This is a genomic window from Lacinutrix sp. 5H-3-7-4 (genome assembly GCF_000211855.2).
Lineage (GTDB): Bacteria > Bacteroidota > Bacteroidia > Flavobacteriales > Flavobacteriaceae > Lacinutrix.
In genome coordinates this window covers 1,689,648-1,707,315 of record NC_015638.1, presented here as the reverse complement: position 1 = coordinate 1,707,315, position 17,668 = coordinate 1,689,648, and the positions used below count along the sequence as shown (strand labels likewise).

Below are 17,668 nucleotides of genomic sequence, written 5' to 3'. Positions count from 1 at the left end.
ATTATGTTACTACATTTAAAAATAATCGGTTTAATTTTAATTGCACTTGCATTAGTCCATATAATATTTCCAAGATATTTTAATTGGAAAGTAGAATTAAAGCCTTTGAGTTTAATAAATAGACAAATGGTAACCGTGCATACATTTTTTATTGCATTAACCGTTTTTTTAATGGGTTTACTATGCCTTACCTCTGGAGTAGAAATAATTGAAACCAAACTAGGAAACAAATTAGCGTTAGGATTAGGTGTTTTTTGGAGTATTAGAGCATTCATGCAATTTTTTGTTTATTCAGTAAAACTATGGAAAGGCAAAATGTTTGAAACAATAGTACATATATTCTTCTCTTTTGTATGGCTTTACTTTAGTACAATATTTTTAATGATATTCTTTAAATAGTTAATTAAAAATAATTTTATTTACTTTTGAAAAAAATTCTAACTAATGCCAAATCACAAAATAGATCCAAATCAATGGATTACTTTATACAGTGATTACTTATTTAACTATACAGTTTCTCGAGTAAGCGATAGAGATATGGCACAAGATTTAGTGTCCGAAACGTTTTTAGCAGGATTAAAATCTATGAAAAACTTTAAAGGTGAAGCTAGCGAACGTACGTGGCTAATTTCAATTTTAAAACGAAAAATTATAGATTACTATCGAAAAATTAATTCTAATAAAGGCAAAGCCGAAGTTAGAATGACTTACAATAACGATACAGAAACTGAAGGTGATTGGCTAGAAGAACGTGTAGCAGATCCTTTTGATAAAACAGCTGAAGACTCTATAGAAAACTCAGAATTAGGCATTGCTATAAATAACTGTTTAGAAAAATTGCCAGCAAAACAAGCTCAGGTTTTCGAAATGAAAACTATATTAAATTATGACACCGAAGCTATTTGTAATGAATTGAATATTACTGCGTCTAACCTATGGGTAATCATTCACAGAGCACGAACTGCTATGGCTGGTTGTCTTGAAAAAAATTGGTTTTAAAATGAGTAATAAATTATTTTTAAGTTGTGAAGAGGCAAACCATACTTGCGACAAATCGCAGTATAAAGAAGCTACTTTTTTAGATAAAATTAAATTAAACCTCCATTTAATTTTTTGTGCAGCATGTAGAAAATACACTAAAAAAAATGCTAAACTCACAAAATTATTTAAAAAGAAAAATGTAAAGTTACAAGCATCAGAAAAATCAAAAATACAAGCTACTTTCGAAAAAGAATTAGCTAAACAAAATAATTAGTAACCAAATTATCGGTATACTTTCAACCCAAAAGGAGCTAAAATAATAGCTCCTTTTTTTATTAGAGGCTATTAAAAAAAACAAAGTCAAAATACTTACAACTCCATAAATAAACAAAGATTTTACATCTATAAAATCTTTAAAATAATTTAAAATAAAAAATAACAATAAAAGAAACAAACCAAGTATTTTAGTATACTTCACTCCTATTTTTTGTGGTATAGTTGCCAACCTTAAACTATCAAACTTTAAGTCTCTAATTTCAAACGGCAACATTAAAACTACAACAAATAAAAAACGCTGTACAGCACCTATATAAACATCTGTGGTTAAATTAACTTCGTTATTTAAAAACGGAATAAAAACAGTTACACCAACCCACACCATAGCAATTATATAAACTTTTACACCGCTAATATCTCTTAAGTTTTGCTGGCTATCTAAATATAGATTTTTAGGTATAAACGGTATAGCATATAAAAAGGTAATAACACCAAATATTAAAATATAGACAAGTGTTTTTAAAGGTAATTTTACAGCAAAAAAGCATAACATTACAAAGCTTAAAAACGAAAAAATTTGAATTTTTTTTAATGCTTTAGTTAAACTTCTATGGTGAAATTTAGCAACACCAAAATACTTTACAAAATTGTAACCTGTTATTGTAGCAAAAAAGTTAAAATGTAGTATAGTTTCATCATAAATAATGTTGAACTCTATCAAGCTAATCCAACTTAAAGCACAAACAGCTAAAGCCACGTGAATACTACTGTTTAAGTAAAAATCAAAAAGCTGTTTAATTATTCGCATTAAACAAAGTTAAGCAAACTGTTCATAACCATATAATTTGGTTAAAAACTTTCATTTTTTTAAATAATTATACTTTAAGTTTTCAGTATTTTTGCAAAAATAAACACAACTAATTTATACATGAATACAACCTCTTTTGCATTGCGCCATATTGGGCCAAGAGAAAACGATCAAAACCAAATGCTAAAAACTATTGGTGTAGATTCTATAGAGCAACTTATAAACGAGACTGTTCCAGATGATATTCGATTAAAAAATGACTTAGATTTAGATGCTGCTATGAGCGAGTTTGAATATTCTTCTCATATAAACGAGTTATCTAAACTAAATAAAATATATAAAACCTACATAGGTTTAGGGTATCACCCAACTATTTTACCTGCTGTTATACAACGTAACATACTAGAAAATCCAGGTTGGTATACAGCTTACACTCCATATCAAGCAGAAATTGCTCAAGGTCGCTTAGAAGCTTTATTAAATTTCCAGACCATGGTTATTGATTTAACAGGTATGGAAATTGCAAACGCATCTTTATTAGACGAAAGTACTGCTGCTGCAGAAGCTATGGGAATGCTATTTGCACTTAGAAGCCGCGAACAAAAGAAAGCTAAAGTTAATAAGTTTTTTGTTTCAGATTTAGTATTACCACAAACTATAGATTTATTAGAAACTAGAGCCAACCCAATTGGAATAGAATTAACAATTGGTAATGAAGCAGATTACAATTTATCTAATGAATATTTTGGTGCTTTACTTCAATACCCTGGTAAAAACGGACAAATAACAGATATTAAATCTTTTATAGAAAAAGCAAACGAAAAAAATATAAAAGTGGCAGTTGCTGCAGATATTTTAAGCTTAGCAAAACTTGAAGCTCCAGGAAAATTTGGTGCAGATGTTGTAGTTGGTACAACACAACGTTTTGGAATACCAATGGGATTTGGTGGACCACATGCGGCTTATTTTGCAACTAAAGAAGCTTATAAGCGTGATGTCCCTGGTCGTATTATTGGTGTGACTAAAGATGTTAACGGTAACAGAGCTTTACGTATGGCATTACAAACACGCGAGCAACATATTAAACGTGACAAAGCTACATCTAACATTTGTACTGCTCAAGTACTTTTAGCTGTTATGGCTGGTATGTATGCTGTATATCATGGCCCAAAAGGCTTAACTTTTATTGCAGATAAAATTAAAAATGCAGCGTCTACTTTAGCAAAAGCATTAGAAAATTTAGGCTTAGAACAAACAAACACGCATTATTTTGATACAATTCAAATAAAAGCTGATGCTGTTAAAATTAAATTTGAAGCTGAAAAGAAAGAAGTAAATTTCCATTACCCGGATACTAACACTGTCACTATTTCTATAAATGAAACTACTTCAATTTCAGATTTAAATGAAATTATTTCAATTTTTGAAACGGTTACAGAAAATACAACAGATAAAATTGAAGTTTTAGAATCTAATAAAACCATTCCTAATCACTTAAAAAGAGAATCAGATTTCTTAAAAGTAGATGTTTTTAACACCTACCATTCTGAAACTGAATTAATGCGTTACATTAAAAATTTAGAACGCAAAGATTTAGCATTAAATCACTCTATGATTTCTTTAGGTTCTTGTACAATGAAACTTAATGCTGCTGCCGAAATGCTTCCATTAAGTTCAACAAATTGGGGAAGTATTCATCCATTTGTACCACAAAATCAACCTAGAGGCTACAAATTGATGTTAAACGCTCTTGAAAATCAACTTACAGAAATTACTGGTTTTGCAGCAACATCATTACAACCAAACTCTGGTGCTCAAGGAGAATTTGCAGGATTAATGGTAATAAAAGCATATCATGAATCTCGAGGAGATCACCATAGAAACATTTGTTTAATACCATCATCTGCTCACGGTACAAATCCTGCGAGTGCTGTAATGGCAGGAATGAAGGTTGTAGTTACTAAAGCTTCAGAAAATGGAAATATTGATGTTGATGATTTAAGAAAAAAAGCAGAATTACATAAAGATAATTTATCTGCCTTAATGGTAACATATCCATCTACTCATGGTGTTTATGAATCTGCAATAAAAGACATCACAAAAATTATACATGATAATGGTGGCCAAGTTTATATGGATGGAGCAAATATGAATGCTCAGGTTGGCTTAACTAACCCTGGAAATATTGGAGCAGATGTTTGCCATTTAAACTTACATAAAACATTCGCTATTCCTCATGGCGGTGGCGGACCAGGAGTTGGACCAATTTGCGTTGCAGAGCAATTAGTACCTTTTTTACCTGGAAGTCCAATAATAAAAACTGGAGGACACCAAGCCATTTCGGCTATATCTGCTGCACCTTATGGTTCTGCTTTAGCTTGCTTAATTTCTTATGGCTACATTAAAATGCTAGGATCTAAAGGACTTAAAAAAGCAACAGAAGTAGCTATTTTAAACGCAAACTATATTAAAGAGCGTTTAAAAGGGTCATATTCTACTTTATATTCTGGAGAAAAAGGTAGAGCTGCTCACGAAATGATTATTGATTGTCGTGACTTTAAAGCTAAAGGCATTGAGGTTGTAGATATTGCAAAACGTTTAATGGACTATGGCTTTCACGCACCAACAGTTTCATTTCCAGTTGCAGGAACCATGATGATTGAGCCTACAGAAAGTGAAAGCAAAGCAGAAATGGATCGTTTTTGTGATGCCATGATTTCTATTAGAAAAGAAATTGATGCCGCAGATAAAGATGAGCCTAACAATATTTTAAAAAATGCGCCACATACAATGGCTATGGTAACAAGTGATGAGTGGAGTTTACCATACTCAAGAGAAGCAGCGGCTTTTCCGTTAGAATACGTTAAAGATTCTAAATTTTGGCCTAGCGTTCGTCGTGTAGACGATGCTTATGGTGATAGAAATTTAATTTGCACTTGTGCTCCTATTGAAGATTATATGTAATATATATTAAAAAATAGTATACTTAAAAAAAGTCTTTATCGTTATTTTGGTAAAGACTTTTTTATTTTTAGTTAAATTTAGAGCCTTTTTTAAAGAAAAACGACTAAAAAAACACAATTATATCAAAATCAAACACTACTCTACTCTATAATTAATTAGTTTAGCAACAGATATTGATAAATAGCAACCTATCATGGCAATAAAAATTACAGGAACAGGAAGTTATATTCCTGATACTATAGAAAAAAACGAAAATTTTCATCAACATACATTTTTAAATGTAGATGGCTCAATTATAGAGCATCCAAACGAGGTTATAGTCGAAAAATTTAAAGCTATTACTGGTATTGCCGAAAGACGATATGCAGAGCCTAATCTAGACTCTTCAGATTTGGCTTTTTTAGCTGCTCAAAAAGCAATTGCAGATGCCAATATAGATCCAGAAACTTTAGACTATATTATTGTTGCTCATAATTTTGGAGACGTAAAACATGACACTATTCAAACCGATGTTTTACCATGTTTAGCCTCAAGAGTAAAACACAGTTTACGTATTAAAAACCCAAAATGTGTCGCTTACGATATTTTATTTGGGTGCCCAGGATGGATTGAAGGCGTTATACAAGCTAATGCTTTTATAAAATCTGGAATTGCTAAAAAATGTTTAGTAATAGGAAGCGAAACACTTTCTAGAGTAGTGGATAAACACGATCGAGATTCTATGATTTATAGCGATGGTGCTGGAGCTACAATTATAGAAAGCACTGATGATAACGGCGGTATTTTAGCTCATGAAACAGCAAGCTACACTTACGACGAAGCATATTATTTATTCTTTGGAAAATCTAACAATCAAGAACTAGATAAAGACACGCGTTATATAAAAATGTTAGGTCGAAAAATTTACGAATTTGCCTTAACTAATGTTCCTAACGCAATGAAAAACTGCTTAGACAAAAGCGGTATAAACATAAAAGATGTAAAGAAAATATTAATACATCAAGCTAATGAAAAAATGGATGAAGCCATTATAAACCGTTTTTATAGACTATACAAAACACCTGTTCCAAAAGGTGTAATGCCAATGAGTATTCATAAACTTGGCAACAGCTCTGTAGCAACTGTACCTACACTTCTAGATTTAATTAGAAATAATAAATTAGAAAATCAGAAAATAGAAAAAGGTGACATTATAATTCTAGCTAGTGTTGGTAGCGGCATGCATATTAATTGCATAATTTATAAGTATTAATTTTAGAGTCACTATAGTTATAAAGTAATTTCAAGTAATGACGTTAGCACAAATTATTTACAAAACAATTTATAACAGTGGCATAAATTATATTTTAAGAAATTTTAATTATGCTTTTAATACCATTTTTAAATCTAAAATTAAAATACCTCCAAGCGGAATAATTACTTTAAACACAACAGCTGGAAAATTAAAATTAGCAACAAATCAAACCAGTTTTATAACACAATTACTTTATTGGAATGGTTATAAAAATTTTGAATATGCTCAAATATTTGAAACCTTAGCAAAAGAAACTAATAGTTTTTTAGACATTGGTGCAAACATTGGTTTTTACTCTTTATTAGCAGCAAAAGTAAACCCAAAAATTAATGTTTATGCTTTTGAGCCAGCTTATGGCCCAAAGTTTTATTTAAATAAAAATATTAAAATTAATAATTTTAAAAATCAAATCTCTGCAGTAGATTTAGCATTATCCAATACAAAAGGTAATATTGATTTTTATGAAGTTGAGAGCTTGAAATACAAATATTTAAAATATAATCTAGCTGGAGAAGGCAATGCAGGCACAAAAAAAACATCACGAAACTTTATAAAAAACAGTGTTTCTGCAGATACTTTAGACAACTTTATTAAGTTAAAACATTTAAACACTGTAGATTTAATTAAACTAGATACCGAAGGTACAGAGACAGATATTTTAAAATCTGGTTTAGACAGCATAAAAAAACATCAACCCATAATTATTTGCGAAACACTTTTTAACACAACCGAAACTGAATTAAATAATTTATTTTCAAGTTTAAATTATTCATTTTACAACCATAGTAAAAAGGGATTGATAAAAGTTAACTCAATTAAAAGAACAAAAGATAATGGCATTAGAAATTGCTTTTTTGTTCCGCCTTCAAAAGTAAATTTAATAGAGAAATTTGTGATTTAAAATCAAATGAAAATTTACATTGTAATACCTGCACATAACGAAGAAGATTGCATTGGCTTAATGCTTAACTCTTTAGTTAATCAAACTGTTTTACCTGAAAAGGTCGTGGTAGTAAATGATAATTCTACAGACAAAACAGATGAAATAATTGATGATTTTTCAGCACAAAACAAATGGATTCAATCTATTAAAATTAAATCTTCAAGTCAACATATCCCAGGAAGCAAAGTAATAAATGCATTTTACAAAGGTTTAGAAACATTAGATGATGCTTACGATGTTGTTTGCAAGTTTGATGCAGATATTATTTTACCAGAGAACTATTTAGAATCTATAATTTCTCTTTTTAAATCTAATAGTAAGGTTGGTATTGCTGGTGGACTAGCATATATAGAAAAAAATAATCAATGGGTATACGAGACTATCGCGTCTAAAAACCACGTTCGTGGTCCTTTTAAAGCTTATAAAAAAGCTTGCTTTAATGCTATTGGTGGCTTAAAACAAAGTATTGGTTGGGACACAATGGATGTTTTGCTAGCTCAATATTATGGATGGACTATTAAAACAGATAAATCTCTACACGTAAAACATTTAAAACCTACTGGAAAAACCTACCACAAAAGCAGTAAATATTTGCAAGGTGAAGCATTATACAAAATGCGTTTTGGAATTGCATTAACCATACTTTCTGCCTTAAAAAGTGCCATTAGCAAACGTAGTTTTTCTTATTTTAAAAATACAGTTTTAGGATATTTAAAAGCTAAACAGAATAACACACAACCTTTGGTTACAGAAGATCAAGGCGTATTTATAAGAAACTTACGTTGGAATGGTGTAAAAAACAAACTAGGACTATAAGTTTAAATTATTTAAAACTCCAGTTTTTAAAACTACCTGAAGCTTCCAGACTATTTTCTATATTATCGTCTAATTCTGCAAAAAAATCTATACCAGTTAATTTTTCTATAGTATCAACAGGAACAACAAATTTATACAATGGTAAATTTGAAGCTTCATGATTCATTAAAAACGCCAACATTTTTGTTTTACCATTATTATTATCGATAACTATTTTATAAAATTGATTAGGCACCGCAACTTTTTCATCTCCAATAGTTTTCATTTTTCCTTTTAAAATTCCTCCAGAGACCACAAATACTCCATTATATTTACTCGCCCAATAACGTACTTTTTGTTCTAGCCTATTCCAAACACCTGCATTAAAATTATGCTTTTGTGGTGAAATATTACTTGTTAAAAATGTTTCATCATGTGCAGCTTTACTATATTTTCTATCACCAGCAGGACAAAGGTGTCCGCGGTCGTAACCCGATTTTTTATAATTTCTCCAATGTGCTGCTTTTGTTTTTACAGCATTATCTATTTCAAAATAAGGACGTTTAAAATTTGTGTTACTTAAATGTGATTTTTTTAATTCGTAAGCAACCCATTCAGCCTGTTCGTGAAGCTCACTATAAGATAATGAATACCCATCATGATGCACCACTTGTCCTGTTGTACTTGTTGGCAAAAAATATTCATTAGTATTCGATTTTACTTTTTTACCTGTGTTTACAACTTCTTGTTGTGCTTGTTTCTCAGAATATAAATTAAATGAGTAAACAGCAATTAAAATTAATGCTGTTAAAATGGAGTATGTTGTTTTTTTAGACATATTTAAAATGTCAATATAAATAAAAAAGCCCAATCTCTTGATTGGGCTTTTTAAATCTATTAGAAAATTCTAATTAGTTGTTGTCATCATCAGTTGCTTCTTCAACAGCCTCTTCAACAGCTTCTCCTGCTTCTTCAGTTTCTTCTACTGCATTATCAATAGCTTCTCCTGCTGCTTCAAATCCATCTTCTACTGCTTCTTCTGTTTCTTCAGCTGCATTTTCAATTGTTTGTTCTGCATTTTCCATTGCATCTTCTGCATCATTTTTATTTTCTTCTCTACAAGATGTAAAAGAAACTGCTAATGCTAATAATAAAGCTGAGCTTAATACTAATTTTTTCATTGGTTTTTTAAGTTTAAGTTATTAATCGAAACAAATTTAACATTTTGATTCATATAAAATAAAAAAAATTAACATTTTAAATTTATTTTCGACTTTTATGTTTTAGTTTAAATACGTAAATAATCTAATATTTGGACTACGGCTCCTTTATTATTTTTTATAAAATCCTTATTGTTATCTCCATATTGCCTACGTTTTGTTTCATTTTTAATAAAAAGATTTAAATAATACTTTAAACTTTCTTTATCTGTTATAGACACAAGACCTTCTATATTAATCATGGCTTGAGCTTCTGGAAACTTTTCATGATTTTTTCCAATAATAATTGGCACACCAAAAACTGCGGCTTCTAATGTATTATGCAAACCTGTTGTACCCATTGCTCCACCTACATATGCAATATCTGCATAACTATATATTTTTGTTAGTAAACCAATGGTATTTAAAATTAGCACTTGGTAATTTTCTATAGTATTGTCTTTTTTCTCTGTAAACAACACACAACTTTTGGTAATGCTTTGTTTTAAACTTTCAATTTGTGTTGTTTTAATATTATGTGGTGCAATAATAAACTTTGTACTTTTATTAGCATGATTATTTATATAATCAACCAAAAGTTTTTCATCCTCAGGCCACGAACTACCTACAACCACACATAAATTATCTCCTTTAAATTTAGAAACAAAATCTACAATATTATCTTGCTCTAGTTGGTTAAACACCCGATCAAAACGTGTATCTCCAGAAACCGTTACAGTATTATAATTAATTAATTCTAAAAGTTTTTTAGACTTTTCGTTTTGAGTAAAAATATGCTCAAAAGCAAATAAAGCCTTTCTTGTATGCTTACCATACCATTTAAAAAACGACTGATTTTCTCTAAATACAGCCGAAATTAAAATTGCTCTATGATTTCTTCTTTTAAGTTCATTTAAAAAATTTGGCCAAATCTCATACTTAACAAAAACAGTTAACTCTGGATTTACAATATTTAAAAAACGTTTTGCATTACTTATAGTATCTAGAGGTAAATACACTACAACATCTGCAAAAGGTGCATTTTTTCTAATTTCATAGCCAGACGGAGAAAAAAACGAAAGCACAATTTTATGCTTTGGATAGTTTTTTCTTAGCTCAGTAAAAATTGGCAAACCTTGTTCGTATTCACCTAAAGACGCGCAATGAAACCATAAAGTTCCATCTGTATCTTTAATATTATGTTTTAATAATTTAAACGTTTCTTTACGGCCAACAATACCTAGTTTAATTTTTTTATTAAAAAAGGCTATAACTTTTAGTGCAAAATCGGCTAAGTATATTAGTATTGTATAAAATAAATTCAACTTAAAAATGCTTTGTGCTAAAATACATAATTCATTGTATAGCATTAGCTAATTTTGTAAATTCGTTTTATGAAGAAAATACAGATGGTTGACTTAAAAGGTCAATACGCAGAAATAAAAAAAGAGGTTAACGATTCTATTCAAGAAGTTTTAGAAACAACTGCCTTTGTAAATGGACCAAAGGTTCATGAATTTCAAGAAAATTTAGAAAAATATTTAGGTGTAAAACATGTAATACCATGTGCAAATGGTACAGATGCTTTACAAATAGCCATGATGGGTTTAGGTTTAAAACCTGGTGACGAAGTTATAACTGCAGATTTCACATTTGCCGCAACAGTAGAAGTTATTGCATTATTAAATTTAACACCAGTTCTTGTTGATGTAGATCCAGACAATTTTAATATAGATATAGAAGCAATAAAAAAAGCAATTACTCCTAAAACTAAAGCAATTGTACCAGTACATTTATTTGGGCAATGTGCAAATATGGAAGCTATAATGCAAATTGCAAAAGAGCATAATCTCTATGTAATAGAAGATAATGCTCAAGCCATTGGAGCAAAATACACAAACTCTAAAGGTGAGAAAGTAATGTCTGGAACTATTGGAGATGTTGCTTCAACTTCATTTTTTCCATCAAAAAACTTAGGTTGTTATGGTGATGGTGGCGCTATTTTTACTAATAACGACGATCTAGCACATATTATTCGAGGCATTGTAAATCATGGTATGTACAAACGTTACCACCATGATGTCGTTGGAGTAAACTCTAGACTAGACTCTATACAAGCAGCAGTCTTAAATGCAAAACTACCGCATTTAGACATTTATAACAACAAACGCCGTGACGCTGCCAGAGCATACACAAAAGCATTACAAAACCACCCAAATATTATAACACCAAAAACAGTAAATAATTGCGACTATGTTTGTGATACTTGCGACTGCCATGTCTTTCACCAGTATACATTAAAAATAAAAAATGCAGACAGAGACGCTTTAGTACAGCATTTACAAAACAAAAATATACCTTGCGGTGTCTACTATCCAATACCATTGCACAAACAAAAAGCATATTTAGATTCAAGGTATAATGAAGCAAATTTTACAGTAACAAACCAATTGGTAAAAGAAGTAATCTCGTTACCAATGCATACAGAGTTAGAGCCAGATCAAATAGCATTTATAACTAAAACAATTATCGATTTTTTAGATAATAATTAGGGCGAGTCTTTTGGCTTTTAGCGGCCAAAAGTCAGGCTGTACACTATATCTTTTTTTAGCACTATTTTTTCATAAAAAATAGTGCTAAAAAAAGGATGCCGTTTCCATCCTTCTCGCAAACTCAAAACATTTAATTTAATTCAAAGATTTAATTTAAAACATGTCAAAAATATTAGTAACCGGAGGATTAGGGTTTATTGGTTCACATACAGTAGTAGAACTTCAAAATGCAGGATTCAAAGTTATAATTATAGATAATTTATCTAACGCTACAGAAAATGTTTTAAATGGTATAACTGCTATTACTAGTATCACACCAGAATTTGAAAATTTAGATTTAAAAAATAAAGAACAAACAAAAACTTTTTTTAAAAAACATCAAGACATAGTAGGTGTAATACATTTTGCGGCATATAAAGCTGTTGGAGAAAGTGTAAAAAGCCCATTAACCTATTACGAAAACAATGTTAATAGTTTAGTTTACGTTTTACAAGAATTAAATAAAAAAGCAGTATCTCATTTTATATTTAGCTCTTCATGCACGGTTTACGGTCAAGCAGATAGTATGCCAATTACAGAATTAGCACCTACAAAACCTGCAGAATCACCATATGGTAATACAAAAAAAATAGGCGAAGCTATTATAGAAGATTTAACAAAATCCAATGCTAATTTTAAAGCCATTGCCTTACGTTATTTTAATCCAATTGGCGCCCACCAAAGCTCTAAAATTGGCGAGTTACCAATAGGTGTTCCTTTAAATTTAGTACCTTACATTACACAAACAGCAGCAGGAAAACGAGAACAACTTTCGGTATTTGGAGACAATTATCCAACACCAGATGGAACTTGTATAAGAGATTACATACATGTAGTAGACTTAGCAAAAGCACATGTAATTGCATTGCAGCGACTACTAGAAAATAAAAACGATACTAATTTTGAAATTTTTAACTTAGGAACTGGTAAAGGAAGTTCAGTATTAGAAGTCATACAATCCTTCGAGCGTGTATCTAACCAAAAATTAAATTACAAAATCGTAGACAGGCGTGACGGTGATGTTGTCGAAGCCTATGCCAATACAACAAAAGCAAATACCGTTTTAGGATGGAAAGCTAAACTGTCATTAGATGATGCTATGCTTTCTGCCTGGAAATGGGAACAAACTCTATAAATTATGAAAACACTAGCTTTAATTTTTACATTATTATTTTCTACTTTAACTTTTGCACAAGACACCTATTTACATTGCGGAAAAATAATAGACACTAAATCTGGAAAAGTTTTAACCCAAAAAACTATAATTGTATCTGGCCAAAAAATAAAAGCAATAGTAGATGGTTATATTAAAACTGAAAATACAAACGATACCATAATAGATTTAAAAACTAAAACGGTAATGCCTGGCTTAATAGATATGCATGTGCACATAGAGTCTGAAACAAACCCAAAAAAATACCTAGAAGTTTTTACTCAAAATGAAGCAGATGTAGCATTTACATCAACCAATTACGCTAAAACATCATTAATGAGTGGTTTTACAACCGTAAGAGATTTAGGTGGCTCTGGTGTAAATGTAGCTTTAAAAAAAGCAATAGCATCAGGGAAAATTGTTGGACCAAGAATTTTTACTGCTGAAAAATCTTTAGCTACAACTGGTGGCCACGCAGATCCAACAAATGGTTACCGTAGAGATTTAGCAGGAAATCCTGGACCAAAAGAAGGCGTAGTAAATAGTGTTGAAGATGCAAAAAAAGCAGTACGACAACGTTATAAAAATGGTGCCGATTTAATAAAAATAACCGCTACAGGTGGCGTATTAAGTGTTGCTAAGAATGGCTCTAATCCACAATTTACCATAGAAGAAATCAAGGCTATTTGTGAAACCGCTAAAGACTATGGCTTTCATGTTGCTGCACACGCACATGGTGATGAAGGCATACAACGTGCCGTTTTAGGAGGCGTTAAAACTATAGAGCACGGTACTTTAATGAGTAAGGAGACTATGGAACTTATGAAAAAACATGATGTTTATTTAGTGCCTACTATTACAGCTGGTAAATTTGTTTCAGATAAAGCAAAAATTAAAAATTATTATCCAGAAATTATAGTACCTAAAGCTTTAGATATTGGCCCAAAAATACAAGACATGTTTGGTCGCGCTTACAAAGCTGGTGTAGGCATTGCCTTTGGCACAGATGCTGCTGTTTTTTATCATGGTGATAATGCAAAAGAGTTTGGCTATATGGTAGAAGCAGGAATGCCTGCAATAGAAGCTATACAAAGTGCAACTATAACAAACGCTATGATATTAAAAATGGAAAACCAATTAGGACAACTTAAAGCAGGATTTATTGCAGATATTGTTGCTACTAATGATAATCCTGTAGAAAACATAAACACTATGGAAACAGTTGTTTTTGTAATGAAAGAAGGAAAAATTTACAAAAACTAGTTATTGATTTGATAATCTAAGCCCACTCTAATTGGCATATTCTTAAAAATATGTACTTATAAATATCATATTTAAATTAAATAGCTGATTAATAAATACTTAACATTTATATTTTGCGATTGGTTTAATATCTTCATTACTTTGTACTTAATGAAATAGATATTATGAAACTGATTAGCGTAAGAAGAAAAACAAAATTAGAGAACAGATTTGCACCCAAAATGGGAGAATTAAAAGCCAATGTAACCTATGTAAAGAAACATTTTTTCGGCATTCCCATTAAAACAATTCACAAATATAGAGAAACATATTACGGCGAAATAAAAGACTGTGAAGACTGTATTTTAGCCAAATAAATAAAAAAACCGCGATAATTATATCGCGGTTTTTTTATGCTTTCTTCTTTTTAAAATTTCCAAGAATTAGTAGTCCCATTCCAACCATTACAGAAACATCTGCAATATTAAAAATACCGGTTCTAAATACACCTCCTAAATCTATATGCCAAAAGTCGGTTACTTGTCCATAAAGAATTCTGTCGTATAAATTAGCTATACCACCACCAATTATACAGCAAAAACCAATTAACGAAAATTTATCTAAGGTTTTGTCTCTAAATATATGAAAGAGTACTAATGTTAGCACCACAACAGGAAGTACGTTGAGTAAAATTATTTTTAAAACAGGATTAAAATCACTCCCTAAACCTAAAAAGGCTCCTGTATTTTCAACATTATGAAGTGTAAAATACTCACCTAAAATCTCAGATCTACTACCCGCAGGAATATTAGCTCTCACCCAAAATTTAGAAATTTGATCTAAAGCAATGTTAACAACAATTAAAATTGTAATAAAAAGCGTTCTATTGTTTTTCATAATTATGAAGCGCTTTCAAAGGTTGCAGAAGCCGTTTCAGATGCTCTATTAATTTTCTTTACTAAACCTTGTAATACTTTTCCTGGACCAACTTCTGTAAATAAAGTTGCACCGTCTGTAATCATTTGTTCTACAGATTGTGTCCAACGCACAGGAGCTGTTAATTGCGAAATTAAATTAGCCTTAATTTCAGATTCATTAATAACAGCGTTTGCTGTTACGTTTTGGTATATTGGGCAATTAGGCTTACTAAATGTTGTGTTTTCTATAGCTGCTGCTAATTCTTCGCGAGCAGGCTCCATCATTGGTGAGTGAAAAGCGCCACCAACTGGCAATACTAATCCACGCCTTGCTCCTGCTGCCTTCATGCTTTCACATGCTTTATTTATAGCTTCAATTTCACCAGAAATAACTAGTTGTCCTGGACAATTATAGTTTGCCGCTACTACAACGCCTTCAGTTTCTGCACAAATATTTTCAACCACGCTATCTTCTAAACCTAAAACTGCCGCCATTGTACTTGGCTGTATCTCACAAGCTTTTTGCATTGCTAAAGCACGTTGTGACACTAAACGTAAACCATCTTGAAATGTTAAAGCTCCGTTAGCTACTAATGCAGAGAATTCACCTAAAGAGTGACCTGCAACCATATCTGGCTTAAAATTCTCTCCTAATGTTTTTGCTAAAATTACTGAGTGTAAAAATATTGCTGGTTGTGTTACTTTGGTTTGTTTTAAAGCTTCAGCAGTACCTTCAAACATTACATCTGTAATATTAAAACCTAAAATACTATTAGCATCTTCAAATAAATGTTGTGCTTCTGGAGAGTTTTCGTATAAATCTAAACCCATTCCTGAGAATTGAGCGCCTTGACCTGGAAATATATATGCTTTCATCTGTTTCATTTTGAAAGGCAAAAATAGGAATAAATTCTTTAAAAAGTATGGCGTTATCTTCCTGTATATTACAAAGTAGCTGTAGCAGCCTCAGCACAACGTTCGCCATCCATTGCTGCACTTATAATTCCGCCAGCATAACCACCACCTTCACCACATGGATATAAATTTGTTATTTCTGGATGCTCTAAAGTATCGGTTCTTGGTATACTTACTGGTGATGATGTTCTGGATTCTACTCCAATAATATTAGCTTCTTCTGTATAATACCCTTTCATTTTATCTCCAAATGCTTTAAATCCTTTTCTCAAAGAACTTCCTATTAATTTTGGAAATAAACTATGCAAAGGTGCGCTTTTTAAACCGGGTTGATAAGAGGTTTCATTTAAAGTGTTAGATAAAATGCCTTCTACAAAATCCGTCATACGTTGTGCAGGTGCAACTTGACTTCTTCCACCAGCTGTAAAAGCTAAGCGTTCTAAATCTTTTTGAAACTCTAAAGCTTTTAATGGTCCAAATTTTTCGTATTTTTTTAAATCTCTTTCAGCATTAATTTCTACAACTATTCCAGAGTTTGCAAATTTATTATTTCGTCTTGATGGTGACATACCATTTACAACCACTTCTCCATTTGCTGTAGCTGCAGGCACAATAAAACCTCCAGGACACATACAAAAACTATAAACACCACGACCGTTTACCTGCTGCACTAAACTATAGGATGCTGCGGGTAATAATTCTGGTCTTGGACCTTCGCAATGGTATTGAATAGAGTCTATAATATGTTGAGGATGTTCTGCACGTACACCCATTGCAAAAGATTTTGCTTCTATTGCAATATCTTTATTATGTAACAAATTAAAAATATCTCTTGCAGAATGACCTGTTGCTAATATTACTTTTTCTGTAATAAGTTCATCTCCATTTTGCAATTGAATGGCTTTAATTTTATTATTTTTTATTGAAAAGTCTGTAACTCGTGTATTAAAATGTACTTCGCCACCATAATTTAAAATAGTTTCTCTAATATTTTGAACTACTTTTGGCAGTTTATTTGTACCTATATGTGGGTGTGCGTCTACTAAAATTTGGTCTGTAGCGCCATGAAAAACTAAGTTTTCAAAAATACGTTTTACATCACCGCGCTTTAAACTTCTTGTGTATAATTTACCATCACTATAAGTTCCTGCGCCACCTTCACCAAAACAGTAATTAGAGTCTTCATTTACATGATGATCTTGGTTTATTGCTTTTAAATCGCGACGTCTGTCTTTTACGTTTGCACCACGCTCTAAAACAATAGGCTTAAAGCCTAACTCTATACAACGTAATGCTGCATACATACCTGCTGGACCAAAACCAATAATGTGAACTGGTTTGGCTTTAGATACATCTTTATATTCAAATTGATATGCTGACGTTTTTGGCGCAACTTCACGTATATAAACTTCAACTTTATAATTAAAAATTATTTTTGGTTTTCTTGCATCTATAGATTTACGAAGTATTTTAATACTCGTAATTTCTTCTTTAGGAATATTTAACCACTTTGCTGCTTTTACCAACAAAATATCTTGAAATTCCTCTTCTTTTAAAGTAACTCTTAATTGAAGTTTTTCTACCATGCTG

General features: G+C 31.1%; 18 protein-coding genes. 11 read left to right on the top strand and 7 right to left on the bottom strand.

The genetic code is table 11. The features are described 5' to 3' along the window. Positions 1-3: 3 nt before the first annotated feature. Genes LACAL_RS07550 through LACAL_RS07540 form a run of 3 tightly spaced genes read left to right on the top strand, consistent with a single transcriptional unit; the run spans position 4 to position 1,255 of the window. Positions 4-399 carry a hypothetical protein gene (locus LACAL_RS07550; RefSeq protein ID WP_013870130.1) on the top strand — a complete coding sequence of 132 codons (396 nt, stop codon included), beginning with the start codon at positions 4-6 and terminating at the stop codon, positions 397-399. Between the two features lie 45 nt (positions 400-444). Next, positions 445-999, top strand: coding sequence for a sigma-70 family RNA polymerase sigma factor (locus LACAL_RS07545; protein WP_013870129.1), 555 nt, complete (start codon positions 445-447; stop codon positions 997-999). 1 nt (position 1,000) lies between these two features. After that, positions 1,001-1,255 (top strand): hypothetical protein, encoded by a 255-nt coding sequence (locus tag LACAL_RS07540; RefSeq protein WP_013870128.1) that lies wholly within the window; start codon positions 1,001-1,003, stop codon positions 1,253-1,255. On the opposite strand, the gene LACAL_RS07535 is transcribed toward LACAL_RS07540, so the two are convergent. Continuing rightward, the gene (locus tag LACAL_RS07535; protein WP_013870127.1) at positions 1,235-2,065 is read right to left on the bottom strand and encodes a membrane protein; all 831 of its coding nucleotides are present in this window, start codon (positions 2,063-2,065) and stop codon (positions 1,235-1,237) included. The genes LACAL_RS07540 and LACAL_RS07535 overlap by 21 nt on opposite strands. Positions 2,066-2,185: 120 nt before the next feature. Between LACAL_RS07535 and gcvP the strand changes: the two genes are divergently transcribed. From gcvP to LACAL_RS07515, 4 genes are all read left to right on the top strand, one after another. After that, positions 2,186-5,029 carry an aminomethyl-transferring glycine dehydrogenase gene (gene gcvP / locus LACAL_RS07530; RefSeq protein ID WP_013870126.1) on the top strand — a complete coding sequence of 948 codons (2,844 nt, stop codon included), beginning with the start codon at positions 2,186-2,188 and terminating at the stop codon, positions 5,027-5,029. A 193-nt stretch (positions 5,030-5,222) separates the two neighbouring features. Further along, complete coding sequence (locus LACAL_RS07525) at positions 5,223-6,281, top strand: 3-oxoacyl-ACP synthase III family protein (protein ID WP_013870125.1); 1,059 nt, start codon at positions 5,223-5,225, stop codon at positions 6,279-6,281. A gap of 37 nt (positions 6,282-6,318) precedes the next feature. Continuing rightward, positions 6,319-7,224, top strand: a complete 906-nt coding sequence (locus tag LACAL_RS07520) for an FkbM family methyltransferase (RefSeq protein WP_013870124.1) — start codon at positions 6,319-6,321, stop codon at positions 7,222-7,224. Positions 7,225-7,230: 6 nt separating this feature from the next. Beyond that, a complete protein-coding gene (locus LACAL_RS07515; protein WP_013870123.1) occupies positions 7,231-8,082 on the top strand; it encodes a glycosyltransferase family 2 protein in 852 nt (283 codons plus the stop codon). A gap of 7 nt (positions 8,083-8,089) precedes the next feature. Here LACAL_RS07515 and LACAL_RS07510 read toward each other — a convergent pair whose 3' ends face one another. The 3 genes from LACAL_RS07510 to LACAL_RS07500 form a co-directional block, all read right to left on the bottom strand. Then, entirely contained in the window at positions 8,090-8,899 is an 810-nt protein-coding gene (locus tag LACAL_RS07510; protein ID WP_041301373.1) for a DNA/RNA non-specific endonuclease, read from the bottom strand. Positions 8,900-8,972: 73 nt separating this feature from the next. Next, the gene (locus LACAL_RS07505) at positions 8,973-9,242 is read right to left on the bottom strand and encodes a hypothetical protein (protein ID WP_013870121.1); all 270 of its coding nucleotides are present in this window, start codon (positions 9,240-9,242) and stop codon (positions 8,973-8,975) included. Positions 9,243-9,349: 107 nt separating this feature from the next. Next, a complete protein-coding gene (locus LACAL_RS07500; protein WP_041301801.1) occupies positions 9,350-10,585 on the bottom strand; it encodes a 3-deoxy-D-manno-octulosonic acid transferase in 1,236 nt (411 codons plus the stop codon). Positions 10,586-10,654: 69 nt separating this feature from the next. Between LACAL_RS07500 and LACAL_RS07495 the strand changes: the two genes are divergently transcribed. The 4 genes from LACAL_RS07495 (at position 10,655) to LACAL_RS07480 (ending at position 14,623) form a co-directional block, all read left to right on the top strand. Next, positions 10,655-11,812, top strand: coding sequence for a DegT/DnrJ/EryC1/StrS aminotransferase family protein (locus LACAL_RS07495; RefSeq protein ID WP_041301370.1), 1,158 nt, complete (start codon positions 10,655-10,657; stop codon positions 11,810-11,812). Positions 11,813-11,972: 160 nt separating this feature from the next. Continuing rightward, positions 11,973-12,986 carry a UDP-glucose 4-epimerase GalE gene (gene galE, locus LACAL_RS07490; protein WP_013870118.1) on the top strand — a complete coding sequence of 338 codons (1,014 nt, stop codon included), beginning with the start codon at positions 11,973-11,975 and terminating at the stop codon, positions 12,984-12,986. A gap of 3 nt (positions 12,987-12,989) precedes the next feature. Beyond that, a complete protein-coding gene (locus LACAL_RS07485) occupies positions 12,990-14,267 on the top strand; it encodes an amidohydrolase family protein (RefSeq protein WP_013870117.1) in 1,278 nt (425 codons plus the stop codon). A gap of 164 nt (positions 14,268-14,431) precedes the next feature. After that, entirely contained in the window at positions 14,432-14,623 is a 192-nt protein-coding gene (locus tag LACAL_RS07480) for a hypothetical protein (protein ID WP_013870116.1), read from the top strand. 34 nt (positions 14,624-14,657) lie between these two features. Here LACAL_RS07480 and lspA read toward each other — a convergent pair whose 3' ends face one another. The 3 genes from lspA to LACAL_RS07465 form a co-directional block, all read right to left on the bottom strand. Continuing rightward, a complete protein-coding gene (gene lspA, locus LACAL_RS07475; RefSeq protein WP_013870115.1) occupies positions 14,658-15,143 on the bottom strand; it encodes a signal peptidase II in 486 nt (161 codons plus the stop codon). A 2-nt stretch (positions 15,144-15,145) separates the two neighbouring features. Continuing rightward, complete coding sequence (fabD, locus tag LACAL_RS07470) at positions 15,146-16,039, bottom strand: ACP S-malonyltransferase (RefSeq protein ID WP_013870114.1); 894 nt, start codon at positions 16,037-16,039, stop codon at positions 15,146-15,148. 68 nt (positions 16,040-16,107) lie between these two features. Then, positions 16,108-17,664, bottom strand: coding sequence for an NAD(P)/FAD-dependent oxidoreductase (locus tag LACAL_RS07465; RefSeq protein ID WP_013870113.1), 1,557 nt, complete (start codon positions 17,662-17,664; stop codon positions 16,108-16,110). Positions 17,665-17,668 lie beyond the last annotated feature (4 nt).

Excerpts from the sequence above, each read along its gene's own strand:
- LACAL_RS07550 (WP_013870130.1), top strand. The coding sequence starts at position 4 with ATGTTACTACATTTAAAAATAATCGGTTTAATTTTAATTGCACTTGCA.
- LACAL_RS07545 (WP_013870129.1), top strand. The coding sequence starts at position 445 with ATGCCAAATCACAAAATAGATCCAAATCAATGGATTACTTTATACAGT.
- LACAL_RS07540 (WP_013870128.1), top strand. The coding sequence starts at position 1,001 with ATGAGTAATAAATTATTTTTAAGTTGTGAAGAGGCAAACCATACTTGC.
- LACAL_RS07535 (WP_013870127.1), bottom strand. The coding sequence starts at position 2,065 with ATGCGAATAATTAAACAGCTTTTTGATTTTTACTTAAACAGTAGTATT.
- gcvP (WP_013870126.1), top strand. The coding sequence starts at position 2,186 with ATGAATACAACCTCTTTTGCATTGCGCCATATTGGGCCAAGAGAAAAC.
- LACAL_RS07525 (WP_013870125.1), top strand. The coding sequence starts at position 5,223 with ATGGCAATAAAAATTACAGGAACAGGAAGTTATATTCCTGATACTATA.
- LACAL_RS07520 (WP_013870124.1), top strand. The coding sequence starts at position 6,319 with ATGACGTTAGCACAAATTATTTACAAAACAATTTATAACAGTGGCATA.
- LACAL_RS07515 (WP_013870123.1), top strand. The coding sequence starts at position 7,231 with ATGAAAATTTACATTGTAATACCTGCACATAACGAAGAAGATTGCATT.
- LACAL_RS07510 (WP_041301373.1), bottom strand. The coding sequence starts at position 8,899 with ATGTCTAAAAAAACAACATACTCCATTTTAACAGCATTAATTTTAATT.
- LACAL_RS07505 (WP_013870121.1), bottom strand. The coding sequence starts at position 9,242 with ATGAAAAAATTAGTATTAAGCTCAGCTTTATTATTAGCATTAGCAGTT.
- LACAL_RS07495 (WP_041301370.1), top strand. The coding sequence starts at position 10,655 with ATGAAGAAAATACAGATGGTTGACTTAAAAGGTCAATACGCAGAAATA.
- galE (WP_013870118.1), top strand. The coding sequence starts at position 11,973 with ATGTCAAAAATATTAGTAACCGGAGGATTAGGGTTTATTGGTTCACAT.
- LACAL_RS07485 (WP_013870117.1), top strand. The coding sequence starts at position 12,990 with ATGAAAACACTAGCTTTAATTTTTACATTATTATTTTCTACTTTAACT.
- LACAL_RS07480 (WP_013870116.1), top strand. The coding sequence starts at position 14,432 with ATGAAACTGATTAGCGTAAGAAGAAAAACAAAATTAGAGAACAGATTT.
- lspA (WP_013870115.1), bottom strand. The coding sequence starts at position 15,143 with ATGAAAAACAATAGAACGCTTTTTATTACAATTTTAATTGTTGTTAAC.
- fabD (WP_013870114.1), bottom strand. The coding sequence starts at position 16,039 with ATGAAAGCATATATATTTCCAGGTCAAGGCGCTCAATTCTCAGGAATG.
- LACAL_RS07465 (WP_013870113.1), bottom strand. The coding sequence starts at position 17,664 with ATGGTAGAAAAACTTCAATTAAGAGTTACTTTAAAAGAAGAGGAATTT.